At 63.3% G+C, this 26,999-nt stretch carries 24 protein-coding genes; 13 read left to right on the top strand and 11 right to left on the bottom strand.

Translation table 11 applies throughout. The features are described from left to right. The first annotated feature begins 16 nt into the window (after positions 1–16). Complete coding sequence (gene mutL, locus LB535_RS12060; RefSeq protein WP_224632312.1) at positions 17–1,885, top strand: DNA mismatch repair endonuclease MutL; 1,869 nt, start codon at positions 17–19, stop codon at positions 1,883–1,885. Positions 1,886–1,935: 50 nt separating this feature from the next. Here mutL and LB535_RS12055 read toward each other — a convergent pair whose 3' ends face one another. Beyond that, complete coding sequence (locus LB535_RS12055; RefSeq protein ID WP_224601673.1) at positions 1,936–2,694, bottom strand: hypothetical protein; 759 nt, start codon at positions 2,692–2,694, stop codon at positions 1,936–1,938. A gap of 120 nt (positions 2,695–2,814) precedes the next feature. Further along, positions 2,815–3,708: a DMT family transporter gene (locus LB535_RS12050; RefSeq protein ID WP_224632311.1), complete on the bottom strand. Its 894-nt coding sequence runs from the start codon at positions 3,706–3,708 to the stop codon at positions 2,815–2,817. 90 nt (positions 3,709–3,798) lie between these two features. Here LB535_RS12050 and LB535_RS12045 point away from each other — a divergent pair, with 90 nt between their 5' ends. Beyond that, positions 3,799–4,725 carry a LysR substrate-binding domain-containing protein gene (locus tag LB535_RS12045; RefSeq protein WP_224632310.1) on the top strand — a complete coding sequence of 309 codons (927 nt, stop codon included), beginning with the start codon at positions 3,799–3,801 and terminating at the stop codon, positions 4,723–4,725. A 7-nt stretch (positions 4,726–4,732) separates the two neighbouring features. Here LB535_RS12045 and LB535_RS12040 read toward each other — a convergent pair whose 3' ends face one another. Further along, on the bottom strand, positions 4,733–5,335 hold the full coding sequence (locus tag LB535_RS12040) for a hypothetical protein (protein ID WP_224632309.1): 603 nt from the start codon (positions 5,333–5,335) through the stop codon (positions 4,733–4,735). Positions 5,336–5,450: 115 nt separating this feature from the next. Between LB535_RS12040 and LB535_RS12035 the strand changes: the two genes are divergently transcribed. The 3 genes from LB535_RS12035 (at position 5,451) to LB535_RS12025 (ending at position 7,633) form a co-directional block, all read left to right on the top strand. Further along, positions 5,451–5,684 (top strand): DUF2093 domain-containing protein, encoded by a 234-nt coding sequence (locus LB535_RS12035; protein ID WP_040986608.1) that lies wholly within the window; start codon positions 5,451–5,453, stop codon positions 5,682–5,684. A 132-nt stretch (positions 5,685–5,816) separates the two neighbouring features. Next, a complete protein-coding gene (locus tag LB535_RS12030) occupies positions 5,817–6,581 on the top strand; it encodes a glycosyltransferase family 92 protein (RefSeq protein ID WP_224632308.1) in 765 nt (254 codons plus the stop codon). A 113-nt stretch (positions 6,582–6,694) separates the two neighbouring features. Then, positions 6,695–7,633 (top strand): UDP-glucuronic acid decarboxylase family protein, encoded by a 939-nt coding sequence (locus LB535_RS12025; RefSeq protein WP_224632307.1) that lies wholly within the window; start codon positions 6,695–6,697, stop codon positions 7,631–7,633. A 77-nt stretch (positions 7,634–7,710) separates the two neighbouring features. On the opposite strand, the gene lpxK is transcribed toward LB535_RS12025, so the two are convergent. From lpxK to LB535_RS11995, 6 genes are all read right to left on the bottom strand, one after another. After that, positions 7,711–8,739, bottom strand: a complete 1,029-nt coding sequence (gene lpxK, locus LB535_RS12020) for a tetraacyldisaccharide 4'-kinase (protein ID WP_224632377.1) — start codon at positions 8,737–8,739, stop codon at positions 7,711–7,713. A 74-nt stretch (positions 8,740–8,813) separates the two neighbouring features. Next, positions 8,814–10,130, bottom strand: a complete 1,317-nt coding sequence (waaA, locus tag LB535_RS12015; protein ID WP_095767820.1) for a lipid IV(A) 3-deoxy-D-manno-octulosonic acid transferase — start codon at positions 10,128–10,130, stop codon at positions 8,814–8,816. Further along, entirely contained in the window at positions 10,127–10,906 is a 780-nt protein-coding gene (locus tag LB535_RS12010) for a lysophospholipid acyltransferase family protein (protein ID WP_095767821.1), read from the bottom strand. The genes waaA and LB535_RS12010 overlap by 4 nt, the downstream gene beginning before the upstream one ends. 5 nt (positions 10,907–10,911) lie before the next feature. Then, positions 10,912–11,157: a DUF4170 domain-containing protein gene (locus LB535_RS12005; RefSeq protein ID WP_041002569.1), complete on the bottom strand. Its 246-nt coding sequence runs from the start codon at positions 11,155–11,157 to the stop codon at positions 10,912–10,914. Positions 11,158–11,232: 75 nt separating this feature from the next. After that, the gene (locus tag LB535_RS12000) at positions 11,233–12,042 is read right to left on the bottom strand and encodes a 3'(2'),5'-bisphosphate nucleotidase CysQ (RefSeq protein WP_095767822.1); all 810 of its coding nucleotides are present in this window, start codon (positions 12,040–12,042) and stop codon (positions 11,233–11,235) included. Further along, positions 12,029–13,375: a TldD/PmbA family protein gene (locus tag LB535_RS11995; RefSeq protein WP_095767823.1), complete on the bottom strand. Its 1,347-nt coding sequence runs from the start codon at positions 13,373–13,375 to the stop codon at positions 12,029–12,031. The genes LB535_RS12000 and LB535_RS11995 overlap by 14 nt, the downstream gene beginning before the upstream one ends. Before the next feature lie 284 nt (positions 13,376–13,659). Here LB535_RS11995 and LB535_RS11990 point away from each other — a divergent pair, with 284 nt between their 5' ends. Further along, positions 13,660–15,477: a glycosyltransferase gene (locus tag LB535_RS11990; protein ID WP_224632306.1), complete on the top strand. Its 1,818-nt coding sequence runs from the start codon at positions 13,660–13,662 to the stop codon at positions 15,475–15,477. Next, complete coding sequence (locus LB535_RS11985; protein ID WP_224632305.1) at positions 15,477–16,583, top strand: glycosyltransferase family 2 protein; 1,107 nt, start codon at positions 15,477–15,479, stop codon at positions 16,581–16,583. Before LB535_RS11990 ends, LB535_RS11985 begins: the two co-directional genes overlap by 1 nt. A 2-nt stretch (positions 16,584–16,585) precedes the next feature. Here the strand turns inward: LB535_RS11985 and epmA are convergent, their stop codons facing one another. Further along, positions 16,586–17,626: an EF-P lysine aminoacylase EpmA gene (epmA, locus tag LB535_RS11980; protein ID WP_224632304.1), complete on the bottom strand. Its 1,041-nt coding sequence runs from the start codon at positions 17,624–17,626 to the stop codon at positions 16,586–16,588. A 129-nt stretch (positions 17,627–17,755) separates the two neighbouring features. On the opposite strand from epmA, the gene efp reads away from it, so the two are divergent. The 6 genes from efp (at position 17,756) to LB535_RS11945 (ending at position 25,937) form a co-directional block, all read left to right on the top strand. After that, a complete protein-coding gene (efp, locus tag LB535_RS11975; protein ID WP_095767917.1) occupies positions 17,756–18,325 on the top strand; it encodes an elongation factor P in 570 nt (189 codons plus the stop codon). A gap of 413 nt (positions 18,326–18,738) precedes the next feature. Then, a complete protein-coding gene (locus LB535_RS11970; protein ID WP_224632303.1) occupies positions 18,739–20,442 on the top strand; it encodes a type I secretion system permease/ATPase in 1,704 nt (567 codons plus the stop codon). Positions 20,443–20,468: 26 nt separating this feature from the next. Then, complete coding sequence (locus LB535_RS11965; protein WP_224632376.1) at positions 20,469–21,800, top strand: HlyD family type I secretion periplasmic adaptor subunit; 1,332 nt, start codon at positions 20,469–20,471, stop codon at positions 21,798–21,800. A 151-nt stretch (positions 21,801–21,951) separates the two neighbouring features. Beyond that, positions 21,952–23,220: a calcium-binding protein gene (locus LB535_RS11960; protein WP_224632302.1), complete on the top strand. Its 1,269-nt coding sequence runs from the start codon at positions 21,952–21,954 to the stop codon at positions 23,218–23,220. Between the two features lie 606 nt (positions 23,221–23,826). Next, positions 23,827–25,128, top strand: coding sequence for a winged helix-turn-helix domain-containing protein (locus LB535_RS11955; protein WP_224632301.1), 1,302 nt, complete (start codon positions 23,827–23,829; stop codon positions 25,126–25,128). 425 nt (positions 25,129–25,553) lie between these two features. Next, entirely contained in the window at positions 25,554–25,937 is a 384-nt protein-coding gene (locus LB535_RS11945; RefSeq protein ID WP_224529348.1) for a VOC family protein, read from the top strand. 339 nt (positions 25,938–26,276) lie between these two features. Here LB535_RS11945 and LB535_RS11935 read toward each other — a convergent pair whose 3' ends face one another. Then, on the bottom strand, positions 26,277–26,942 hold the full coding sequence (locus tag LB535_RS11935; RefSeq protein WP_224632299.1) for an ArsR/SmtB family transcription factor: 666 nt from the start codon (positions 26,940–26,942) through the stop codon (positions 26,277–26,279). Positions 26,943–26,999: the final 57 nt, after the last annotated feature.

Below are 26,999 nucleotides of genomic sequence, written 5' to 3'. Positions count from 1 at the left end.
CGCCTATAGTCGCCTCATGCCCATCCGCCAGCTTTCCGAAACGATGATCAACCAGATCGCCGCCGGCGAGGTCATCGAGCGTCCGGCGAGCGTGGTGAAGGAGCTGGTCGAGAATGCGCTCGATGCCGGCGCATCGCGCGTCGAAATCGTCACCGCCGGCGGCGGGCTCAATCTCATCCGCGTCACCGATGACGGCTCGGGCATTCCGGAACAGGAACTGGCGCTGGCGGTCGCGCGGCACTGCACCTCCAAGCTGTCCGACAGCATCCACGACATCCGTTCGCTCGGCTTCCGCGGCGAGGCGCTGCCTTCGATCGGCTCGGTGGCGCGGCTGTCGATCCGCTCGCGCACGGCTGGCGGCGACAGCGCGGCCGAGATCGGCATCGACGGCGGGCGGGTCTCGGCGGTGAAGCCGGCGGCGGCAAACCGCGGCACCACGGTCGAGGTGCGCGACCTTTTCTTCGCCACCCCGGCCAGGCTGAAATTCATGAAGGGCGAGCGCGCCGAAAGCTCGGCCACCAGCGACGTGGTGAAGCGTATCGCCATCGCCTTTCCCGCTGTCCGCTTCACGCTGGCCGGCGCCGACCGCTCGACGCTGGAACTGCCCGCAACCAGCGACACGCCGGAGGGCCGGCTTGCCCGCGTCGCGCAAGTGATGGGCAAGGATTTCCCGGACAATGCCATTGCCATCGATGCCGCACGGGAGGGAGTTCACCTTGCCGGCCACGTCTCGATCCCGTCCTACACGCGTGCCAATGCGCTGCAGCAATATGCCTATGTCAATGGACGGCCGGTTCGCGACAAGCTGATCGCCGGCGCGATCCGCGGCGCCTTCGCCGACGTGCTGCCGCGAGACCGGCATGCGGTGACGGTGCTGTTCCTGTCGCTCGATCCCTCGACGGTAGACGTCAACGTCCATCCCGCCAAGGCCGACGTGCGCTTCCGGGATCCCGGCCTGGTGCGCGGGCTGATCGTCGGCGCCATCCGCGAGGCGCTGGCCGGCGCCGGCATCCGCGCGGCGACGACGGGCGCCGCCGGCATGATGGCGGCATTCCGGCCGGGCGCGGCGCCCTACTCGCATGCCGGCCCGGCCAACGGCCATCGCAGCTACGAGGCCGCTTATCACGCTTCCGCCTCCGGAGGCTTCGACCCGTTGCGCTCAGCGCAGCGGCCGCTCGACATGGGCGAGGCACGGGCGCCACGAAACGGCTTCGCCGAGAACGAGCAGGCGGCCTTCGAAACCGGCCCGCTCGCCAGCACCGATGTCCGCGCCGGGATGGCCGAGCCGACCGAGGCGCTGCTCGGCATGGTGCTGGGCGCGGCGCGCGCGCAGGTGCATGAGAACTACATCGTCGCCCAAACCAGGGATTCGCTCGTCATCGTCGACCAGCATGCCGCGCATGAGCGGCTGGTCTACGAGGCGCTGAAGAATGCGCTGCATTCTCGCGCCGTGCCGTCGCAGATGCTTCTTCTGCCCGAGATCGTCGACCTGCCGGAAGAGGATGCCGAGCGGCTGGCGATGCATTCCGAGACGCTCGCCAAATTTGGCCTAGGCCTCGAGCGCTTCGGCCCAGGCGCGGTGGCGGTGCGCGAGACGCCGTCGATGCTGGGCGAAACCAATGTGCAGCAGCTGGTGCGCGACCTTGCCGACGAGATCGCCGACAACGACACCGTCGAGACGCTGAAGGAGCGGCTGGACAGAATAGCCGCGACCATGGCCTGCCACGGCTCGGTGCGGTCAGGGCGCCTGCTCAAGGCCGAGGAGATGAACGCGCTGCTGCGCCAGATGGAGGCGACACCCGGCTCCGGCACCTGCAACCATGGCCGCCCGACCTATATCGAGCTCAAGCTCACCGATATCGAGCGGCTGTTCGGGCGGCGGTGAGCGTCCCCTGGCTCGTTGCAACAGCAAGGGTCGGCGCCATACGCTGAATATCATTTCTTGAGGTGGTATTTTCCTGTCTTCGGGTTGAGAACATAGTCGTTCGCGCCTGCGAATTTGCCGCCTCCAAATTCCACCGAAATGATGTCCTTGCCTGCCTCCACCCATTTTTGCACGTTCATATAAATGGGCGTCGTCGACATACCGGCGTTGCAGTCCTCATCGTCGAAGCCGATCTCCTGAACGGCCGTCTTTTTCTTCTTGTTGATCACCAGCATTTTCGTCATGCAGATGCCGGCGTCGGACTTCGTGTAAATCCCCGCAAATCTGTCGCGGGTCGTCTCAGCCCAAAAGGGAATTTCGACGGTCCCGTCGATCTTCAGGTCGCCTGTATTGTCAAGACTCGCGACCTTCCTGAGCGTAACGGGAAATTTGTCCACGCCTTTGCTCCAGCTTCCCGCCGCGCCGCTTTCACTGATCTCGATAGAGAAAGGACATCCGGTGGTGTCGACGGGTGTTTTTGACCCCATGACGAGGACGCGTTGAAATTCCTGGTCGTCCGCGATCTCGCACAGCGTGAGCTTTGAGCCCTCCGCCTTGCCGTAGATCGCGATTGGGCTTTGCTTGGCGTCGTAGAAATAGCTTCCCTTGACACTGATGCCGCTGCCGAAGCTGGCATAGCGCTGCAGGGAGACGTGAACCGGGTTCGGTCCGATGGAGCCTTCGTAGTTTTCCACCTGGTACCAGCCCGCGAAGGCTTTCCCGCTTAGCATCAGCAGGCAGAAAACCGTGGCAATGAAGCCTCTTCCCATCCCGATCCCCTCCATCAAAGGCGGATCAGGATAGCTTGCCTCACGTCCGCATCACAGGGGGCGCCCGGTTACCGAGTCCAACTTGTCAATTTGAGTCTGGAAACGATCGCAACCGTTGATTTACCGCTTCAAATTCACAACGATCACGCCGCCCAGCGCCAGCGCGCCGCCGAGGATGCCGAGCAGCGACGGCACTTCGCCCAGCCAGAAGAAGCCGATCAAGGCGGAGGTCGGTGAGACGAGATAGAGAAAGTTCGAGGCGCGCGCGGCAGGCAGGCGGGACAGCGCGGTCGCCCAGGCGGCATAGGCGATCAACGAGGGCACGATGCCGAGATAGATGACGGCGCCGAGACCGGCGGTGTCGGCGACCGCTGCCTGCGAAAAAGCCTCGGGCAGGAAGGGGGACAGGCAGAGCGCGCCGAGCACCATGTTGGAAGCGGAAATGGTCAGCGGATGGTGGTGGGCAAAGAGCGGCTTCTGGACGATGGTGTTGACGGCGGAACAAAGTGCTGAGCCCAGCACCAGCAGCGCGCCGGCGTTGAAATGAAGGCCGTGCCCGTCGGCCACCGCGATGATGCCGATGCCGGCGAAGGAAATGACGGTGCCCAGCCAGGCAAGCCCCGAGAAGCGCTCGCCGAGCAGCGCCATCGCCATGATAGCGGTGAAGATCGGGCTGACATTGATGATGAAGCCGGCCGCACCCGACGAGACGGTCAGCTCGCCGAAATTGAGCATGGCGGTGTAGAGCGCAACGAAGATGGCGCCGCCGAAGCCGAAGCGCCACAGCTCGTCCACTCGGGGCAGTGCCGGGCGCTTCACCGCGAGGAAGATGGCGGCCGGAACCGCGGCGATGGCAAAGCGCAGCGCGCCGAGCTCCAGCGGCTGGAAGGCGGCAAGGCCGGCGCGGATGGCCGGGAAAGCCGAAGCCCAGCCGATGACCGTCAGCGTCACCGCGATTGCGGCGGTGGTGTCCATGCGCTGTGTCTCATTCAACGTGCCAGTGTAAGCGCTCATTGCCGTAGCCTCGTCTTTCTGCGTCATGGATGCAGAGAACGCCATTGCCGGCCGGTTGACAAACGACCAATTCGAGGGTCAGCTGTGAGCATGGATCACAGCTCTGACCAGATACTGCCGCTTGAAACCCTGCGCGCCTTCGATGCGGCGGCGCGCATGGGGAGTTTTTCCGCGGCGGCTGAAAAGCTCAACCTCACTCATGGCGCGGTGAGCCGTCAGATCGCCAAGCTGGAGGACTGGCTTGGCTTGAAAGTGTTCGAGCGCAACGCGCGTGGCGTGACGCTGACGATCGAGGGCAACCGGCTGCATTTGAGGACAGCCGAAGCTTTCGCGCTGATCTCGTTCAACTCCGACCGCTGGGTCGAGCCGCGCGGCACGGCCGTGGTGCGGCTGGCGTCGATCCCGTCGGTGAGCGGGCTGTGGCTGATGCCGCGCATGGCCGCGCTGGAGAACCATCCGACCAAGCTGCGCATCGTGCTCGACGTCGACAACCGCCAGGCCGATCTCGCCGACGAAGGCATCGATCTTTCGGTGCGCTGCGGGCGCGGCCGCATTCCGGGTCGCGTCTCGGTGCAGCTGTTCGAGGAGCATATTTTCCCGATCGCCTCGCCGGAGCTGGCGAAGGAGATCGGACGAGGCGACCCTGCCCGGCTGCTAAAATTCCCGCTGATCAACGATTCCGACGCATCCGCCTGGCGCGCATGGCTCGCGGCGCAGGACATGGACTATCGCCCGCGTCCGCAGGACCGGCGTTTCGAGGACTACAATCTGGTGCTCGATGCGGCCGCGCATGGGTTGGGCATCGCGCTGGCGCGGCCGCCGCTGACGGCGGACCAGCTCCAATCCGGCCGCATCGTTGCCGTCGACGAGCGCGCTGCGCTCAATCCGGTGTCTTACTGGATGGACCGCCCGGTCGGCCGGCCGCGCGCGGCAGCGGCGGACCTTGCCAGGCGCATCGCCGAACAGGCAGGGCTTGCTCCGGAAAAGCTCGAGGCTTTCCTTCAGGACGACGTCTAGAGCGGGCTTATCGAAGCAACAGAACCATGATGGTGGCGGTCACGGCCGAGACGATTGCCGTGACGACCGAAATCGTCCAGAGCGATACCGCAACAGAATCGGATCGCGGCGCGTGACCAGCCGGACGAACCGCGGCGCCGCGAGGCTGCGGTGCATTGGCGTTGGCCGCGACCAGCATCGCGGCGGAAGCGACGGCCGGCGAAAATGTGGACAATGACGGAGTGACCGCGGGCCTCGGCGTGGTGTCGACGACCGCTGCCGGTGGCGGGGCGACGCCGCGCGGTGCCCGATCGGTATCTGTCGCCACCCTGCCCGTCGAAGGTGTTGCCGGCGCGTCATCCAAGGCAGCATCGGGCTCCATGACGGCCCGGTAAGCGTCCTCGGCCTCGGAGGACGACAGGCGTGGTGATGCCTGAGCCGCAGGGCGCGGCGCCGCGCTTTGCAGCGACTGGGCCGCGATTTGCGCCGCCTGCACCATTGATGGCGCCGGCGGCTGGACCAGCGTCTTGATCAAAGCCGCCGTCGCCGGATCGGCCTTGGGCGATGGCACCGCCTGCGGGGTGAGCGCCTCATTGATCAGCGTGTTCAAGCGGGTCGGAGTGATGTCCATGCCGGGGCTCCGGGAACCATTTATCGCTGCAGCCATACCGGATGAGCATTGCGTCAAGCTTGACGTTGCTTGCGATTTATGGCGATTGAAACCCGATGAACTGCAGCGTCCTTTCATGATGAACCGTTTCGAAGGCCCGGGCGGCAGGGAAGCCCGGATCCGTTATCTCGACGGCGACTTCCAAGTCACCAGTCCCGGCTCCTTCGTGCGCTGTGCGGTGACGGGCGAGAACATTCCGCTCGACGAGCTCAAATATTGGAGCGTCGCCCGGCAGGAGCCCTATGTGAACGCCGCGGTGTCGCTTGCCCGCGAGATCGAGATGCACCCGGAATTGCGCAAGCGCGGATAAGCCTTGCGAGCCCATGGCGCTTGGCAGCCAAGCTCGACCGCTCAGGGTACTACAGTGAAAAACTTCAGGAAATCTCTCAAGACACTTCTTCGCATGCCGCTTGTCATGCGCGCGAGATGGCGCGATCGGGCGGTGTCGAGAGCGCCCCGATTCAAGCTGACGGCCTGCGCCATCTTCCGCGAGGAAGCGCCGTTCCTGGCCGAATGGATCAGGTTCCATCAGAATGTGGGATTCGAGCATTTCTATCTCTACAACAACTTCTCGACCGACGACTTCAAAGCCGTATTGAATCCGTTCATTCAGGAGGGCCTGGTTACGCTGGTCGACTGGCCGCGGCCGGTGGGGCAGCTGTCGGCTTATAGGGACTGCATCCGCAGGCGCTGGCGCGAAGCGTTGTGGATCGGATTCTTCGACATCGATGAGTTTCTTTTCGCGCCCGACGGACGTGACGTACCCTCGGTTCTGAGGGACTATCGCGACCTGCCAGGCGTTTGCGTCTTGCAAGCTTTCTATGGCTCCTCCGGCCAAGCGGAGCGACCAGAACGGCCGGTGGTCGAGGCCTATACGATGCGAGCCGGGCCGGACATCACGACGGTCAAGACAATCCTCAACCCGCGCATGGTCTACAGAGTGGGCGTCCATCAGTCGAAATTCCTGTCCGGTGAAGGGATGGACACCCGTCGACGGACCATCGCGCCCGGCATGCCTCCCCAGTTCGATATCCTGAGGATCAATCACTATTGGTCGCGATCACTCGCCGACCTCGACCAGAAAATCCGGCGCGGCGACGCCTCGACTTCCGCGCTGCGCGACAGGGATTGGCATTTCGACTTCGAAAGCAAGCTCAATGTCGAGCGCGACGAGGCGATCCTGCAGGCGATGCGGCGCGCAGGATAGCCGTAGCCACTTCTTCCCTTCTCATCGATGGTCCCACTCCGTCGTTTCAGTGCTGACACTTTCGCCTTTCTGGGGCTATAGACAGCAAAGGGCGACGGGTACGGGGGTTTATTGTGAAGGTTCTTGTGACGGGTGGGGCCGGCTTTATCGGCTCGCATCTATGCGACCTGCTGCTGGCACAAGACCGGCAGGTACTATGTGCCGACAATTTTTCCACCGGCTCGGCGGAAAATATCGGTCATCTTCTGGGCAATCCGCATTTCGAGTTTCTGAGGCACGACGTTACCATGCCTCTCAAAGTCGAAACGGATGAAATCTTCAACCTCGCCTGCCCGGCCTCGCCTGTTCACTATCAGCGCATTCCGATCGAGACGACCAGGACCTGCGTCTATGGGGCGATCAACATGCTCGATCTTGCACGCGCTTCCGGGGCCAGGATCCTTCAGGCATCGACATCCGAGGTCTATGGCGATCCGCAAGTCCATCCCCAGACCGAGGCCTATTGGGGCCACGTCAATCCGATCGGGCCGCGCAGTTGCTACGACGAAGGCAAGAGATGCGCCGAGGCGCTGTTCTTCGACTACCGGCGTCAGTCGAAATTACCCATCAAGGTGGTGCGCATATTCAATACATACGGGCCTCGCATGCACCCGTCGGACGGACGGGTGGTCAGCAATTTCATCGTCCAGGCCTTGCAGAACGATCCCATAACCATCTACGGCGACGGTAGCCACACCCGCAGCTTCTGCTATGTCGACGATCTCGTCGATGCGATGGTTCGGATGATGGCTACGCCCGACGATTTCGTGGGCCCCCTCAACGTCGGCAACCCGACGGAAGTCACGATCCTGGAACTGGCCGAGCTTGTATTGAGCCTTGTCGGCGGCAAGTCCAAAATTGAGTTCAAGCCCCTGCCGCAGGACGATCCCCGCCAGCGCCAACCCGATATAGGTCTGGCGCGGTCGACGCTGGATTGGTCTCCTCGCGTCGCTCTCGAGGATGGGCTCGCCGAAACGGTTCGCTACTTCCGCCGCCTCATCAACGGCAATTGACGGTGGCGCCCCTTTAAGTCTTTGTCTTCATGCATGTCGTTATCGCAAAACCGCTGCACACTTTTGCGCGACATGCATTAGCCCCGCATCTTGCGCAGGCGCCAGGCGTCGAGCGTCTCGTCGACGATGCGTTCGGGCACATGATCGAGCTCGAACACGGCCTCGATGTCGAGCACGTCCAGCTGGGCGAGGAAACCGGCAGGCGTCTCGCCATGGCGCAGCCGCGCGGCGTCCTTTGCCGTGGTGACGAGGCGCAACCCCTCATGCCGGGCGAGCGCCAGGAGGTCGGCAAGCTCGTCCTGGGCGTAGAAATGATGATCCGGAAAAGCGCGCGACTGAGCCACTTCGCCGCCCGCGCCGCGCACCGTGTCGAAGAATTTCTCCGGATGGCCAATGCCGGCAAAGGCCAGGAAGCGGCCGCCGGCGAAGCGCGACGGATCGGCCGGCTCGACATGCGCCAGGAAGATCGGCCGGCCGGCGCGCGCCGCCTGGCGCACGACGCCGTCGGCGGCGGTCCCCTCGCCCATCTTCAGCAAGCCGCTGGTGAAGACCAGTTGGTCGACGACCTTGGCGCGGAGCGGCCCGCCCGGGATGACGCGGCCGTTGCCGATGCCGAAGCGGGCGTCGACCACGACCAGCGCATAGTCGATATGGACGCGCGCCGACTGGAACCCGTCATCCATGATCAGGAAATCGCAGCCACGTTCTTCGATGAGCAGCTTCGCACCGGCGGCGCGGTTCGCCGTCACCGCGACGGGCGCATGTTCGGCCAGGAGCAGCGGCTCGTCACCGACATGCTTGGCGGCGTCGTGATGCGCATCGACGACATGCGGCTTCGCGAACGAGCCGCCATGGCCGCGTGACAGGAAGCCTGGCGTGAGCTGCATGCGCTTGGCCTGCTTGGCCAAAGCGATGGCGACCGGTGTCTTACCGCTGCCGCCGACGGTAAGATTGCCGACGCACAGGACCGGCGCTGCGACCTTCTCGCGCGGCGCGTGGCGCATGCGACGGCCGGCGACCAGCCCATAGATCGCCGATGCGGGCGACAGCGCAAGCACGCGCCAGTCCGGCTTTTCCCACCAGAAGGGTGGCGCTTCGCTGGTCATCGCGCCTGCCCCATGCGTCTCGGCTTCGCGCATGGACTTGTCCAAAAATCGGATCCGATTTCTGGGGTCATGATCTAGCGCCCGTTTGCGCCTTTCAGGCGCGCCTTGACGACCAGAGGCTGGATATAGGGCTCCAGCGATTTCAGCGTGCGGGCAAGCGCGCCGCGCATTTCGTCGACGGTGGCGGCACCCGCCGCCATCATCTCGTGGCGCGCCACTTCGTTGGTCAAAAGGAAATTGACGGCGCCGGCCAGCATGTCACGGTCGCGCACCAGCTTGGCGCCGCCGCTGTCGAGCAGGCGCTGATAGGCCTCGCGGAAATTCTGCACGTTACGCCCAGCCAGCACGGCGGTTTCGAGCATCGCCGGCTCGAGCGGGTTCTGGCCGCCTTGCGAAGTCAGCGAGCGGCCGACAAAAGCGATCTCGGTCAGCCTCAGATAAAGGCCCATCTCGCCGATCGTATCGCCGAGCAGGATGTCGGTATCATGGGAGATGCGGTCGCCCTTGCCGCGCCTTGCCACGGACAGGCCCATGCCGGAAATCTGCGCGGCCAGCGCATCGGCGCGATCGGGGTGACGCGGCACGACGATGGTCAAGAGCCCGTGATGGCGCCTATGCAGGCTGGCATGGACCTCCGCGGCCACGACCTCCTCGCCATCATGAGTCGAGATCGCAGCCCAGGTCGGACGGCCGCCGATCTGGCGCTGCAGGGTGGCCAAGGCCCGCTCGTCGACCGGCGGCGGGTTGGTGTCCACCTTGAGGTTGCCGGAAACGGTGACTGGCCGGGCGCCCAGCGCGCGGAACCGCTCGCCGTCGACATCCGACTGGGCGATGACGTGGGCAAGATTCTCGAACAGCGCCTCGGCAACGCCGGCGCGCTTCTTCCAGGACATGAAGGAGCGGTCCGACAGCCGGCCGTTGACCAGAACCTGCGGCACGTTGCGGGCGCCAAGTTCCAGGATGGTCATCGGCCAGATTTCCGATTCGGCGATGATCGCCAGTTCCGGCCGCCAGTGGTCAAGAAAACGGCTTACCGCGGGCTTCAGATCGAGCGGCACATATTGGTGGATGATGCGGCTGCCGAGGCGCTCTTCGGCGACCTTGGCCGAGGTCACGGTGCCAGTGGTCAAAACGATGTTGACGCCATAGTCGAGGATGCTCTCGACCAGCGGCACCACCGCGATCGTCTCGCCCACGCTTGCGGCATGGATCCAGATCACCGGTCCTTCCGGACGGGGACGGCCGGCGATGCCATAGCGTTCTCGGCGGCGGACACGATCCTCCTTGCCGCGCGAGGCGCGCCAGGCGACATAGGGGCCGATCAGCGGATAGGCGGCCGCCCCCGCATAGCGATAGGCAGTCAGGGCCGCACGCGCCCAGCGCTCGCTCATTTGCCGCCGTCCACGAGGCGATAAGCCTCAGCCGTCGCGGCGTTGAGGGACGCCGTGACCTCCTGGCGCTTGCGCTCCATCTCGGCATCGTCGGCATCGGCGGGCACGAAGACTGGCTGACCCACGATGACCGCGGAGCGGCCGAACGGCAGGTTGATGGTGGTCTTGTCCCAGCTCTTCTCCAGCACCTTGCGGCGGCTGGTGGCGATGGCCGATGGCAGGATCGGCCGGCCGGAAAGCCTTGCCAGGAGAACGATGCCAAGCCCAGCGTCGCGCGGCGTGCCATTCGGAATATCGGCGATCATGGCGACGTTCTTGCCGGTGGCAAGCGCCTTCCTCAGCGCGATCAAGGCCTTGGCGCCGCCCTTGTCCAAATGCCTCGAATTGTCGCGGCCGCCGGAGCCGCGCACTGCCTCGATGCCGAATTTCTCGATCATCAGCGCCTGGAGCTCGGCGTCGGCGCTGCGCGAAACCATGGCGACCAGCGGCCGGCCCTCGGGGTAATAGGCAGGGGTCAAAAGGTGCTGGCCGTGCCAGAGCGCGATGATGCCCGGCTCAAGATGCGCATAAGCGCCGCCGGCTACTCGGGTCGAGCCTTCGACGAGCGGGCTGGTGACGCGAATCAACCGCAAGAACCAGGCGAACAGGCTGGCGATGAAGTTCTTGACGAAACTCGACTGCGCCAAAGGCTCGCGGATGCGCCGCCACAGCGTGCGCGTTCCGCCGCGTCTGGCGGCGCGCGGCCGGGTCGCCCCTTTCACCGCTTCATGCTCCATCGACGTCAACCGCCGACCTTCGATTCTGGATCGAGCAAGCGGTGCAGATGAACAACGAAATAGCGCATATGAGCATTGTCGACACTTGCCTGCGCCTTCGCCTTCCAGGCGGCGTGCGCCGATTGATAGTCGGGATAGATGCCGACAATGTCGAGGGCGTCCAGGTCGCGAAACTCGGTTCCACCCAGCTTTTTCAGCTCGCCACCGAACACCAGGTGCAAAAGCTGCTTCTTTCCGTCTTCCACGGCCATGCCGATCCTTCGCAGATTCATGAGTTTTGTGAAACGTTTAGCCCAAAGCAGCCGATTTTGGAACTGCGGGCCGACTCACCCTTGGTCAATCCCCGCGATCACCCTGGCGAGCACGCCGAGCAGCTCGCCGCTGCCTGCGGCGAGCGCACCATGGTTGATCACCTCGCCGGCATAGCGCGGCGGCTTGCCGGTGCGGTCGAGCAAAGCTCCGCCCGCCTCGGCAAGGATGAGGTCTGCGGCGGCGATGTCCCAGTCATGCGCGCTCGGCTTGACGAAGGTCGCATCGAGCTTTCCGGCGGCGATCATCGCCAGCCGATAGGCAAGCGAAGGGATGTAGGCCGTCCGCCGCAGCCTGTCCTGCCATGCCGGCGGCATCAAGTCGACCAGCGGCTTGGGTCCGCCGATATCGACGCTTTCGCCCAGCGGGCGCACATAGATGCGCTTGTCATTGAGATAGGCGCCCTCGCCCGGCAGCGCCCAATAGGTCTCGCGTTTGGCCGGGCATTCGAGCACGCCGGCGAGCGAGCGCCCGTTCTCGACCACTGCGACGCTGACACACCAGGAATGCAGGCCGTCGAGAAAGCCGCGCGTGCCGTCGATCGGGTCGACCACGAAGGTGCGGCGGGCCGACAGCCTGGCATGGTCATCGGCGGTCTCCTCCGACAGCCAGCCATAATCCGGACGCAGCCGGAGCAAGGTCTCGCGCAGGTAGGTATCGGCGGCGTGATCGGCCTCGCTCACCGGCGAGGTGCCGCCCTTCATCCACACCTGCGGGTTCTTGCCGAAATAGCCCATGGCGATGACGCCGGCCTCGCGGGCGGCGTCGCGCAGCAAAGCAAGATCGTCGCGGGCCTCGCTCGAGTTCAATTGGTCAAGCGCCGGCAAGGGTCATCCCTTCGATCAGGAGCGTCGGCGCCGCGGTGCCGAAATTGCGGTCGAGATCGTTCGCCGGAACCATGTTGAGGAACATGGCCTTCAGGTTCGAGGCGATCGTCACCTCGGCGACCGGATAGGCCAATGCGCCGTTCTCGATCCAGTAGCCGGAAGCGCCGCGGCTGTATTCGCCGGTCACCATGTCGACGCCCTGGCCGAATACCTCGGTGACATAGAAGCCGCTCTTCAACGACGCGATCAGATCTTCCGGCGAGCGCTCGCCGGGCTCGATGGCAAGGTTGGTCGAGGACGGCGAAACCGACGAGCCGCTGCGCGAGCCGCGCCCGTTGGTGACAAGGCCGAGCTCGCGCGCGGCCGAGGTGGACAGGAACCAGTGATTCAAGATGCCCTTCTCGACCATCAGCAGCTTCTCGCCCTCGATGCCCTCGCCATCGAAGGGGCGCGAGGCCTGGCCGCGCCGCCGCAAAGGCTCGTCGGTGACGGTGATCGCGGCCGACGCCACCTGCTTACCCATCATGTCGCGCAGGAAGCTGGTCTTGCGGGCGACCGCGGCGCCGTTGATGGCGCCGGCGAGATGGCCGGCAATGCCGCGCGCGACGCGCGGATCGAACACTACGTCGACCGGGCCGGTCTTCGCCTTGCGGGCGCCGAGGCGGCGAACGGTACGTTCGCCCGCCTTGCGGCCGATCTCTTCCGGCGTGTCGAGGTCGGCGAAATGCTGGCGCGACGAGAATTCGTAGTCGCGTTCCATCGCCGTTCCCTCACCCGCAATGACGCTGGTCGAGCGCGAGAAACGCGAGGCGACGTACTGGCCGACAAAGCCATGCGATGTGGCGAGAACCATACCGCCCAGGCCGGCGCCGGCGCTGCTGCCCGAGGAATTGGTGACGCCCTTGACGGCCAACGCGGCCGCTTCGGCGGCAAGTGCAGCTTCCTTCAGCTCGTCTGCCGATACCTCTGTCGGGTCAAAGAGGTCGAGATCGCGCAAATTGCGGGCAAGCAGCGCGGGGTCGGCGAGGCCCTGGAACGGGTCTTCGGGCGAAACCCTGGCCATCGCCACGGCACGCTCGGCGAGCGCCTTCGGGTCGGATGCGGCGGCGGTGGCCGAGACGCTCGCCACACGCTGGCCGACGAAGACGCGCAGCGACACGTCCTCGCTCTCCGACGATTCGGTGCCTTCGACCTTGCCCAGCCGAACCGACACGCCGGCCGAACGGCCGCGCACCGCCACCGCGTCGGCCGCATCGGCGCCGGCGCGCCTGGCGGCCTCGACGAGCGCCGCGACGCGATCGGTCAATTTCGCTGCGTCGAGCTTATCGGTCATGCGTTTGTTCCTGTCTGTTCACGCAGTCTGTGAGGTCGGGATCACGCCCGCACCCATCCATTGATGCTCACGCACCGTCTGCGGATGCTCACGCACTATCTGCTGGATGCTCATGCACCATCTATTGTTCCATTGCCGCTTGTGCAATGGGCTCAGGACAATCAGGATATCGCGGCCAAACCGTCCAAAGCGACCGGAAGGGGTTCCGATCGCTGGAATAGTGTCACGTTCTGACGAAATGGGCTTGGCCGCGCGCGCTTCAGCGCCGGGCTAATGGGGGAAGGATGGATTATTTTGTCGACGGAGAGTTTACCCATGACTGGACCTCCCATCATCTGAAGCTTTGGGAGGAGCTTCTCGGCGACAAGGCCGGCACGGCGACGGCTGTGCTCGAAATCGGCTCGTTCGAGGGGCGTTCCGCGCTGTTTTTCCTGCAATTCCTGCCAAAATCCCGCATTACCTGCGTGGATAGCTTCCAGGGCAGCGAAGAGCATCTCGAGCCTGGCTCGAAGCATGAATCTGATATGGCCGAGGTCGAACGACGCTTCGACCGAAACCTCAAGCCCTTCGCCGGCCGGGTCGAGAAACGCAAAGGCCATTCGTTGACGATCCTGCCAGGCCTTGCCGGCGAAGGACGGCTGTATGACGTGGTCTATGTCGACGGCGACCATTCCGCCACCTCCGTTTACAGCGATGCCCGACTGGCCTGGGACCTGCTCGACAATGACGGTGTCATGATCCTGGACGATTACCGGTGGGGGCCGGATCTGCCGATGGCCAGGCGTCCCCAGGCAGGGATAGAAGCCTTCCTGAGCCAGGTCGCCGGGGAATACGAGCTGTTGCACCGGGGCCAGCAGATCGTCATTCGCAAGAGCGAGATCGTCGCGGCCAAGTCATTCACGATCGCCGGCCGCGACATTGACGGGCTCGCCGGCGGCGCGCTGTCGCCGCCGCTGGTCAGCTTCGTCGTCATCAACTGGAATTACGGCGGCTATGTCGGCGCGACGATCGATTCCATACGCAGACAGGACTATCCGCATTTCGAGTGCATCGTCATCAACAACGGCTCGACCGACGACAGCGCGCAGGTGATTGCCCGGCATGTCGAAGGCGATCCGCGTTTCCGGGTGGAGACGCTGGCGCAGAACCACGGCCAGCTCGGCGCCGCGCTGTGGGCTCTGGACAAGGTGAACGGCGGATTCGTCACCTTCGTGGACGCGGACGACGTGCTGTTCGACAACTACGCTTCGACGCACATTCAGGTGCATATGGCATTGCAACGAAGCGTCGGCTTCACTTCGGCCAACGTCGCAGAGATGGACTCGACAGGCGCAGCCCTGACGGCCTCGTACCAGCAACTCCGGCTGAACAGACCGGGCGCGCAGCGAGGCCTGCGAGGTGAGCGGACCGTGCTGCGGCTGCCGACCGTCTCCCCGTCGCAATACCGGCTCCTCGACGCCAGCACGGCGACCATACCGCGTGCGCACGTCGGCTGGTTCTGGGCGCCGGGCAGCGCCAACATGTTCCGCACCTCGGTCCTGCATCTGCTGCGGTTGGACGATGGCAGCAAACCCTGGATGACGTCGGCCGACGGCTATTTCAATACAATATGCCATGCGGTTGCCGGCAGCGCGCTGATCGACATGCCCTTGTCCGGCTATCGTCTGCATTCAAGCAATTATTTCGCCACCGGCGAAAGCGTGGAGGGCATTCGCAGCGGAACCAGAGAATACGCGGCCAAATTGCAGAAATTCACATATGAAAGCGTCAAGTATCTGATCGAAGGAAGCGAAAGATTCGACTGGCTTTTAGGAGGCGAGTTCTGGCCGGTCGTGGACCGGGTCACGCGAGAAAACCCCGACAGGTTGCGCGACTATTTCAGCGACGAGATCGCGGTCGAGATATTCGAGCGCAACGCGCCGCAATTGAGGTCTGTTTTCGGTGCCAGGAGGTTCAGCAGAGAGGTGCTGGCCCGGTTTTCCGGAGCCCAGGCAAGATCCATCCTCAGAGCCGGTTTCGGCGGCCGAATTCCAATGCGCGTCCTCTCGAAATCGCTGTTGCGCGATGTCCGCATCTTTCTGAGGATCGGACGGAAGCGATAATGACCGCGCCGAAGATCAGCTTCGTCATCATCAACCACAATTACGGCCAGTATGTCGGCCAGGCGATATCGAGCGTTCTGTCGCAGGATTATGCCGAGCTCGAATGCGTTGTCCTCGACAACGCCTCGACCGACGACAGCCGCGATGTCATCGCGCGATTCGAGAATACCGACCCCAGGCTGGCGTTTGAATATCTGGATGACAACCTGCACCAGATGGGCGCGTTCCTTCACGTTCTGGATCGCCTGGCGGGCGAATTGGTCTGTATCGTTGACGCCGACGATTTCCTGTTCGCGAACTTCGCGGCCTTTCACGCCCAGCTTCATTGCGATTGCCCGACGATCGGCGCCACGTCGGGCGGCGTTCTTGAAACCGATCATGCCGGGCGGCCGCTGTCTTCTGGTTTCGCATGGTTGCTGCACCGCAGAGTGGGCAGCCCCCTTGATCCCGACCGTTCACACTCAGATCACATGATTCTGGGACGACGGGAGCGCGAGCTGCTCTGGCAACAGTCCACGGTGATAGAGCCTCACGAAGCCGGCTGGCACTGGTCGCCTGGTACGGCGAATATGTACAAGCGGCATTATCTCGTCCGATGCAAGCCATCCCTGGCTGTGGTCGGCAATGCCGCGACCGACAATTATTTCATGCCGTTCGTGCATGCCTTGGCTGGCTCGGCCTGCATAGACCTTCCGCTTTCGGCCTACCGAATTCACGGGAGCAACGTGCATGGCGCGCAGCCCTCCTTGCCGAACTTGAGGACATTCAGCAAAGCCGCCCATCAGCGTTCGCGCGTGCGGCGAAGTGCTATGGTGCGCGAACTGGCCTCACGTGCCCGGGATTTTGTGTCGACCCACGGACGTGCTTTCTGGACCCTGATGGACGCTCCCAGCGTGCCGGATGGGATTCCGTTGAAGGCATATTTCAACGACCCTGCAATTCAGGATATTTTGGCCGATCACTTCGACGAGATCCTGGCGGCGTGCGGGGAAGCCGAGACGCGCGAGGCGTTGCGCGCTCGCATGGGGCGCAAAGGCTACAAGCAATTCCTGGCCTTGCAGGGTCAGAGAAAATCCCGACCTGACTCGAGGGCCGACGGCGGCTAAAATCACGCCACCGGCGCCCAGATCACGTCGTCGACCCTTGCGGCCCCTGTTGCCAGCATCACCAGCCGGTCGAAGCCGAGGGCCGAGCCGCTGGCTTGCGGCATGATGGCCAAAGCGGCGAGGAAATCCTCGTCCAGCGGATAGCGCTCGCCATAGACGCGCTCTTTCTCGTCCATCTCGGCGGCGAAGCGGCGGCGCTGCTCGGCTGCGTCGGTGAGCTCGCCGAAGGCGTTGGCAAGCTCGACGCCGCAGCAATAGAGCTCGAAACGCTCGGCGACGCGCGGATCCTGCGCGCTCGGCCGGGCGAGCGCCGCTTCCGAAATCGGATAGCCGTATAAGATGGTGGCCCGCCCCTGCCCCAGCACCGGCTCGACTTTTTCGACCATCACCCGGCTGAACAGGTCGGCCCAGTTGTCGTCGGGCGCAGTGCGCAGGCCGGCGCGGACCAGTGCCTCGTGAAGGGCGTCGCGGTCGGTGCTGCCGTCGGCCGATACGGTCGCGAGCAGGTCGATGCCGGCATGGCGCAGGAAAGCCTCCGCCACGCTCAGCCGCTCCGGCTCGGCGAACGGATCGGCCTCGCGGCCGCGAAAACGGAAACTCTTGGCGCCGGCTTTTTCCGCGGCGAGCGCCAGGAATTCGGCGCAGTCGGCCATCAGACGCTCAACTGTATCGCCGACGCGGTACCATTCAAGCATGGTGAACTCGGGGTGATGCAGCGGCCCGCGCTCGCGGTTGCGCCAGACCGGGCCGAGGCTGAAGATGCGTTCCTCGCCGGCGGCGAGCAGCTTCTTGCAGGCGAATTCCGGCGAGGTGTGGAGATAGAGCTGCCGGCGCGATGCGTCAGGCCCGATCGCCTCGGTGGCGAAGGCGGCGAGATGCGCCTCGTTGCCCGGCGAAACCTGCAGGGCCGAGGTCGTCACCTCGACGAAATCGCACTGCGCGAACCAGCCGCGAAGGGCGGCGGCGATGGCATTGCGCGCCATCAGCCGGGGCCGGCGGTCGGCATGGATATGCGGCGTCCACCAGGGCGAAGCGGCGGTCATGGGCAGGAAAATCGCCCGACAGGCTGGCGGTTCGGCGCAAGATGCGCTAGGGCGCACGCGATGGCCGCCGTCGCCGCTTCGCGGAAATCGACGCTTGCAGGCCGAAAAACTCGAACGGGATCGAATATCGTGGTCAAGGTCATCGCCAGTTCCTTACGCAAAGGCAACGTCGTCGATAAGGACGGCAAGCTGTATGTCATCCTCTTTGCCGAAAACATCCACCCTGGCAAGGGCACGCCGGTGACCCAGCTCGACATGCGCCGCATCGGCGACGGCGTGAAGGTCTCGGAGCGCTACCGTACGACCGAAATGGTCGAGCGCGCCTATGTCGAGGAGCGCGAGCACACCTTCCTCTATTCCGACGGCGAAGGTTTTCACTTCATGAACCCGGAAAGCTACGATCAGGTCGTGGCCTCGGAAGCCGTGGTCGGCGATATGGCGCCCTATCTGCAGGAAGGCATGGCCGTGCAGCTCGCGCAGTTCAACGGCGTGCCGATCTCGCTGGTGCTGCCGCAGCGCGCCACCTTCGAGGTGGTCGACACCGAGCCGGTCACCAAGGGCCAGACGGCGTCTTCGTCCTATAAGCCGGCGATACTCTCCAACGGCGTGCGCACGGCCGTGCCGCCACATATCTCGGCCGGCACGCGCGTGGTGGTGATGACCGCCGACGGTTCTTACGTCGAGCGCGCCAAGGACTGAGATTTTAGGGCGATTGAAGTGGCTCGCCTGAGCACAGGCGGGCCTGCAATTACACATAGTTGGCTTTTTTGACCCGTATCCGCCAGTTTCGCCTGCGGACGATCGCTTACGCCTCACTTCAGCCGCGCGAACCACGAATGCCGACACCCGAAAGCTGAAATAGTGTTGGCACCAAAGGCCCGCGCCGCCGCATGTGCATCTGCTGATTGCCCAAATACCCAGCGCACGCTGCGTTTTATCAAAGGCAGTTACCCTCCGAACGTTTAGCGAAAGGCGAGGCACGCTTGTATCGCCGCATCATTCCTTTGATGGATTTCAGAGGCCAAAAAGCAAGATAGCGTGCGGCGCGCGGAACGGGCGCGGTCGCCGTCATGCAAATAAGCAACAAACAGGCTCCTGCTTTGCAGGCAGTGATGAAAGAGGCCAAACGCGCCATAACGCCGCTTATCTGGTTCAGCGGCGGCATCAATATACTGATGCTCACCGGCTCGTTCTACATGCTTCAAGTCTACCACCGGGTTCTGTCCAGCCACAGCGTGGAAACTTTAGCAGCGTTGTCGTTGATCGCCTGCGCGGCGATCCTGACGATGGCAGGGCTCGAAATGGTACGCGCCCGCCTGCTGTCAACCGTAGGCGCCTGGATGAACTCGAGGCTGGCCCCAGTCCTGTTGACCGCGTCAGTAGAGCAGTCGGCCGCCGCGCCGGGTCAAGGCAGCACGCGGTCTCTGCGCGATCTCGACCAAGTGCGGAATTTCTTCACCAGTCCGAGCATCTATCCAATTCTCGACGCACCGTGGGCGCCAATCTTCTTCATCGCCATCTTCTTCATGCATCCGTGGCTCGGCTGGTTGGCGCTGGCCGGCGGGTGCGTGTTGTTTGCGCTGGCATTGCTCAACGAACTCACCACCCGCAAACCGCTGACAGAGGCCGGCAATGCGCAGGCACGGGCTTTCACCCAAGCCGAGTCGGCAGTCCGCAACGCCGAGGTCGTCCAGGCCATGGGAATGCTGCGGCCGTTGCTCGACAGTTGGCAAGAGCAGCAGGATGAAGCGAGCGCCGGACAAGTCGCCGCCGGTAACCGCGCCAGCGCCATCGCGTCTGTCGCACGTTTCTGGCGGATGGCCTTGCAAATGGCGGTGCTCGGCCTCGGCTCTTACCTGGTGCTGCAAAACGAGGCCTCTCCCGGCATCATGATCTCATCCTCAATCTTGATGGGTCGCGCGCTGGCCCCCGTGGAGCAAGCGATCAGCACCTGGAAGGCGACGCTCGGGGCACGCGCCGCTTACAAGCGTCTTACCGCGTTTGTCGGCCAACGCCCTGAGGCCAAAGCAGTGTGGTCTTTGCCACGCCCACAAGGAAAGGTCGAGGCAGAGAGTATTGTCCTCGCCCGGCAGGGTGGCGGCGAGCCTGTCTTGAAAGGCGTGAGTTTCCAACTCAAGCCCGGTGAAGTGATGGCGCTCATCGGCCCGAGCGCATCCGGCAAGACAAGCCTGGCCCGCGTTCTCGCCGGCGCTTGGCGCCCATCAGCCGGTCGCGCTTTGCTCGACGGCATGGACGTCGCCGAATGGCCCGCCGAGGACCGTGGTCGGCACGTCGGCTATTTGCCGCAGGACATCGAGTTGTTCGCCGGCACGATCACCGAGAACATCGCCCGCTTCGCGAAGCTCAGCCCCGCGGTCTTCAACAGCGTGATCAAGGCCGCGCAACTGGCGGGCGTTCACGAATTGATCAAGGGCTTGCCGAAAGGCTACGAAACTCAAGTAGGGGATTCAGGCGCATCGCTGTCAGGCGGACAGCGCCAACGAATCGGGCTGGCGCGGGCACTCTACGGCGATCCGACACTCATCATCCTGGACGAGCCGAATTCCAACCTCGATCGCGAGGGCGAAGACGCCCTGATGGCCGCGATCGGCGCGGTCAAGGCGACGGGCACCACGATGATCCTAATCGCACACCGCCCAAGCATCATGGAGAAAGTCGACAAGGTGCTGGTGCTCAATCAGGGCAGACAAGAATTATTCGGGGCGCGTGACACGGTCTTCAACGAACTCGCCGCCCGCGCCAGGAGAGTGGCTCAGCTGCCCAACACCACCCACGTCACGGCGGTCCCGTCATGACCCGCGCAAACCCAGCAGACAACGATATGAACATAGTCGCTCTCCCCCAGCCACTGCCACCCCCGCCGACGTTGCAACCGCTCCGTCTCAGAGCCGTCACGAACGCCGGTTTCTCAATCATGTTCCTGTTCTTCGGCGTGGCCGGGGGCTGGGCGGCCTTGGCACCGCTCGACAGCGCGGCGGTGACGACCGGAGTGGTCAAGGTCGACGGCGACCGCAAACTCATCCAGCACCTCGAAGGCGGCATTATCGCCGAACTGGACGCCGTCAACGGCGACGTCGTCAAGAAGGGCAAAGTGCTCGTCCGTCTCGACAACACCCAAGCCAAGGCTCAACTGGACTCGATCCAAAACAAGATCGCCACACGCGAGGCGCTCGTCGCCCGTCTCCGGGCCGAACGCGATGGCAAGGACAGGATCGCGTTCGACCAGGCACTGCTCGATAACCCGGACCCCGCCGTCAAGGACGCGGTGGCCACCCAACGTGACGTCTTCAACGCGAAGCACCGCAACCTGAAAGACGAGAAGGCAATCCTCGACGAACGCCGCCAGCAGACCGCCGAGCAAATTACCGGGCTGCAACAGCTTATCGCGACCGAGGACAAGCGGATCGCGGCATTCGCGAACGAGAACAAAGACCTCGAGACTTTGCTCAGCAAGGGGCTCACCACCCGCGAACGCAACCTGACGCTCACCCAGCAACAACGCCAGACCGAGGGAGAACGCGCCACGAATGTCGCATCGATCGCCCGCGCCCGCAGCTCTATCGCCGAGATCGACATGCAAATCCTCAACCTTACAACTCAACAGTTGAACGAGTCAGTTGACGAATTGAGCAAGGTCGAAGCGGAGCTGTTCGACTTCCGGCAGCAAGCGCGCGCGGCCGAGGATGTCCTCAAGCGCACCGACATCACCGCGCCCGTCGACGGAATCGTAATGGACGTGAAAGTCCACACGGCGGGCGGAGTGGTGAAACCCGGGGACACGCTGATGACGGTCGTGCCGCTCGGCGAGAAGCTGGTCATCGAGACCATGGTCAAGCCTGAGGACGTCGAGACGATCGCCCCCGGCCAGACAGCCTATGTCAGCTTCCCGGCCTTCGCCAAATACAACCTGCCGCAGCTAGACGGCGTCGTGGAAACGGTGTCGGCCGACCGGCTGGTGGACGAGCGCACCAACGCTCCTTACTTCGCCGCGACGGTGGTGATCGACAAGAGCGAACTGGCCAAGCTCGACGGTCGCAAGCTGCTGCCCGGCATGTCGAGCGAGGCCATGATCAAGACCGGCACCCGCACCGTGCTGGCTTATCTCGCCGAACCGCTCACGCAAAACATCCGTCGCTCATTGCGTGAGAAATAATGCAAACATCAGTGGCTCACGTGCGTATCCATGTCACAACAAGGGAGGATCCAGATTAAAGACACAAGTCTACACCTCGCTCATTTATGTCCATACCCACACTATAGGGTTATAAATCGCACAATTGTGTGTGCAGTAGGGAGGAAATACCGTGGCGAAAAATCCAGTAATTATAACAATCGGCCCCGATTTCTCACTGTCGGCGGCCAGCGTCGACCTGAACTTGCATAACCACACAGTGCAGCTCGAAGAGAACCCCCCGAGCGCGACAGTCGTCGACGAGTCCGCTTACTTCGCCGGCAGTAACGGCATCGCCTACACCACCGACTTCACCAACCCCACCGGGGATTATCTCCGTGTTTACACCGGCTCGGAATTCTCAGACCGAATGATCGGCGACGATCTCCTCAACCATCTTCTCGGCGGCGGCGGCAACGATTTCATGTACGGCGGCGGCGGTGACGATTGGATTGAAGGCGGTGACGGTAGCGATTCTATTGCCGGTGACGCCGGCGACGATTCCCTCTACGGCAACGCCGGCGACGACACCATCAAAGGTGGTGACGGTAACGACTTTATCAGAGCCGGTGACGGTAACGATATCATCAACGGCGGGGCCGGTGATGACGCCATTTATACCAGTGACGACAGCCAAGCCCACTACTCCCCCGGTGTCGACATAGTCAATGGCGGTGGCGGCAACGATTTTATCAGGGCCGGCCGTGACGGCGGCATATTCAATGGCGACGCTGGCAACGACACCATCACCGGCAGCGAGGGCCAGGACACTATCAACGGCGGGGCCGGCAACGACACCCTCTACGGCGACAACGGCGCTATGAATCACAACAGCACCGACACCATCCACGGCGGTGCCGGTGATGATTATATCGAAGGTGACGTCATGTTTCTCCCGTCCGGCAGAGCTAACTTCCTGTACGGTGACGGGGGCAACGACACCATCGTCGGGTTTATCGGTGACGACACCATCAACGGTGGGGCCGGCAACGACACCATCGAAGGGGGTAGGGCAAATTTCTCGATCAATTCCGGCAGCGACACCCTGACGGGCGGCGGGGGTAACGACACCTTCGTCTTCCACAGCCACACCTTCGTCGCTGGCCAACATGACGTCATCACCGACTTCAAACACGGTGACGATAAGTTCGACCTGAGGGACACTCACGACACCGCGTTCCTGCAAGGCCCCAACTTTAACTCGGCACAGTCGGCTATCGATTATCTCCACGCGCACAATCTCTCTGTCGAGAGTACAGTAGTAAAGGTCATCGACGGTTCTGCCGTCGACCTCGTCAGTTTTAGCGACGACGCCGGCACTCTCGACCTCAACGTGTCGGTAAGCGCGTCGGCGGCGGCGCATATCACACAGGCGGACTTCCTCTTCGGCGCTCTGGTGTAACCTACAGTGAGGGGCGGCGCACAAGTCGCCCCCCCAACACCTGATAGTGAGATACACGTATGCGGACAGAGGTACGCTCCCGGTACTAAGCGGACCTCCTCTCAGGCAGCTCTCGACTATCTTCACGCACACAACATATCCGCCGAAGGAGCAGTGGTGAAAGTCGACACCGGAAGCAGCGGGCTCATTGTCGGTTTCAGCGACGACGCCGGTACAATCGACCTAAACGTGGCGGTGGACGGCGGCAGCTCACATCACCGAATTAGACTTCCTCTTCGCGTAGAAAAGTTGCGCCTGTAAAACTTGCAGTGGAGTACGAGCGCCAATTCTCGGTTATTGAGGTCAGCCCTTTTGGAGCGCGACGCTCCGGCGGGGCGGCTGCGTAATGCCGACAACAGAGAGCCTCCCACGCCAATCGAGAAGGCTGGCTGGTTGCGTGATTGTCCCGCCCTTGAACCGAACCCAAAGGCGGGCATCGGCAGCGCTGGCGCCATGAGCAGAGTTGCGCCATAGCAAATTGATGACGCACTTTCCCGGAAAGTTCGCCGTTAGATTTGCGCGGCGCCGGAACTGTTCCGAAATTTCCGAAACGTCTACTATGCCTGCATGCACGGGACTCGCATCGCTTTTGGTCCGTTCGTACTCGACCCCGACATCGGGACGCTCCTTAGAGAGGAGATCCCGGTCGCTGTTGGGCATCGGGGACTGACGCTGCTTGCTGCGCTTGCGGCACGGCCCGGCGAGATCCTGACCAAGGCCGAACTGCTGGACGCTGCCTGGCCGGGAACCGCCGTCGAGGAAGGCAACCTTACCGTTCAAATCGCGACTCTAAGAAAGGCACTCGGTCCGGCTGATAATGGCGGTGAGTGGATCGCCACGGTGCCTCGCGTCGGCTACCGCTTCACCGGGACTGTCAAGCCGGTGGCGAGCGCGCCCTACAAACCGATACCGCCGTCCGGCAAGCCTTCGATCGCGGTGCTGCCTTTTGCCAATCTGGGCGGCGATCAGGACCAGCAGTATCTCAGCGACGGCATAACCGAGGACATAATCACGGAGCTGGCCAGGTTTCGCTCTCTCCTCGTCATCGCGCGCAATTCGTCTTTTCAATTTCGCCATCCGGCAATGGACATTGCCGAAGTACATCGCAAACTCGGAGTTCGCTATCTCGTCGAAGGCAGCATAAGAAAACTCGGTGATCGCATTCGGATCACCACACAACTGATCGACGCCGCCACCGGCACCCATCTATGGGCCCAACGCTACGATCGGGCCCTTAACGACATCTTCGCGTTGCAAGACGAGGTTGCGGCGCTTATCGCCTCGATGGTCGAAGGGCAAGCGGAGGCGGAATCGGCGACCCGTACCAGACGCAAGCCACCCGCCGATTGGGATGCATACGACTACTACCTGCAGGGGCGCGCGCACTTTTACCGATATGAACTGGAAAAGTCTGAGCCCCTCTTCGTCCGGTCTGTCGATCTCGATCCAACATTCGCTCAAGCCCACGCCTTCCTCGCGCAGGCCCTCGTCGGCAGATTTTGGTACGACAATGATCCGCGGACGCTACAGAAGGCCTGGGACTCGGCACGGACGGCGCTCTCTCTCGACAGAAGCGATGGCGTCTGTCACCAGAGCATGGGGCTGGTGCTTACACACATGCGCCAGCATAGCGATGCAGGAGTGCATTTTGAGCTCGCGCGCTCGTTGAACCCGCTAGACGAATATAGCGGGGGATTACGCAAGCTGGCTCAACTACGGCGGACGGGCCGAGACGGCACTCAACGTGCTCGAAACCGCGCTCCTGCGCGAGCCGTTACCTCCGGTGTGGTTCTGGGAGGTGAAGGGCAGCTCTCTGTTCCTGCTTGGAAGGTACTCGGAAGCTGTCGCTTCGTATCGGAAGGCCGGTGACCATTTCTTCATCCATGCCTTCCTCGCAGCGTCATACGCACATTTGGGCGAGATGGAGAAGGCGCGCGCTGAGGTCGAGGAAGCACTGACAAGGAAACACGAGCTGACTGTCCGGCTGATTTCAGGTCTCCCGTTCACCGATCAAGTCGCCCTTGAGCTTTTCACGTCGGGCTTCAGAAAGGCCGGTTTCCCCGTGTGAACGTATCTACGAACCCCAGCCTATCTCGACTTTGGTAAACACGCGGACGATCCTGATGCCCCGCAGGACAGCAGGCCCGCCTGCAACCAAGCGAGCCACGGTCAGCACGGTTGCCCGCCGTCTGGATGTTAGGCTCTGACCCGAAACGATAAGGCGATCCTGCCAGCGATGACAGCAACAACGTGGTGACCTTGGCCCCAAGGCCCAGCTTGGCTAGAGTTCGAAGATGCTGGACGCCATTCACCACGTCGCGCTTATCTGCACCGACTACGATCGGTCGCGACGGTTCTATGTCGAGCTCCTCGGCCTGGACCTGATCCGCGAGGTCTATCGGGAGGAGCGGCAGTCCTGGAAGGCCGACCTGCGGATCGGATCCGCCCAGCTGGAATTATTTTCCTTCCCTGCCCCAGCGCCGCGGCCGTCTTATCCAGAGGCGACAGGGCTGCGGCACTTGGCGTTTGCTGTGGGGAACCTTGACCTCGTAGTTGCGCGCCTGGAAGCCGCCGGCGTTGCCGTGGAGCCAATCCGGATAGACCCATATACGGATCGGCGCTTCACCTTCTTCAGCGACCCGGATGGATTGCCGTTGGAACTCTACGAAGCGCAATAAAGTGCCGTTTATACGACAGTCTGGGTATCGCACGACGGAACCATTCGGCACTTCGGGGGGCGGAGCTGGGTTTCGAGTCAGCCGATCCAGGCAAAGACCCGACAACCGAGCCGGACCTGATGATGCTGTGGAACGTCCTGGACTGGACGCCGGGAGGTCGCGGGACCGACTGGTTACCCGAAGATCACCTACTAAGCGGTCGAGATGGTTTGCCAGGGGTCTGGCGTTGCGGAAAAGGGTTGGAGACCTGCCAATCCGCTCACGGCTTCGCTTAAGGCGTCGCGATGTTGCCATCAAGGGTCTGCAACTGGCGCTCAGTGGCACGTCGGCGGGCCATCATCAGGCCGCCCCTTCCACCGGCAGGCCGGCCGCCTTCCATTCCGGCATGCCGTCCTCCAGCCGGCGCGCCGCATGCCCGACCGAACGCAGCGCGGCCACCGCCTCGAAGGACATCACGCACCACGGGCCGCGGCAATAGGCGACGATTTCGCGGCCGATAGCGGCGTCGGCTGACCAGGCCCTGACTTTTCCCAGCGGGACATTGATGGCGCCGGGCACATGGCCGAGCGCGAACTCGTCCGCCGGGCGCACATCGATCAGCGTCACCAGTCCGTCGCGCATCAGCGTCTGAAGCTCGTCGCGCGTGACTGGTCGCATGTCGTCGCGCGCGTCGAAATAGCGGCGCACGATGCGGTCGACCTCGGCGAGCTGCCGCTCGGCAACGCCGCGCACGGCGGCGAACGCGGAAAGCACGCTGTCATCGGCCAGCCAATAATGCACGAACTTGCCGTCGCGCTCGGCCGAGACGATGCCGGCGCGGCGCAGCGCCTGCAGATGCTGCGAGATGTTGGCGACGGGCCGGCCGAGCTTCGCCGCGAGCGCCTCGACGCTGCGCGCGCCTTGCGCCAGATGCTCGATCACTTCCAGGCGCAGCGGATGCCCGAGCGCCTTGGCGACGATCGCGAACTGCTCGTACAGCGCCTGTTTCGGATTGCGGATTGACATCGACCTTTCTGCCGTCATTCAATGGAATAATTGAATGACGGTTTCGACCATTGCTGT

This window comes from Mesorhizobium sp. CA10 (assembly GCF_020165285.1).
Lineage (GTDB): Bacteria > Pseudomonadota > Alphaproteobacteria > Rhizobiales > Rhizobiaceae > Mesorhizobium.
The sequence above is the reverse complement of the archived record's forward strand: the minus strand, read 5'-3'. Positions and strand labels throughout refer to the sequence as shown.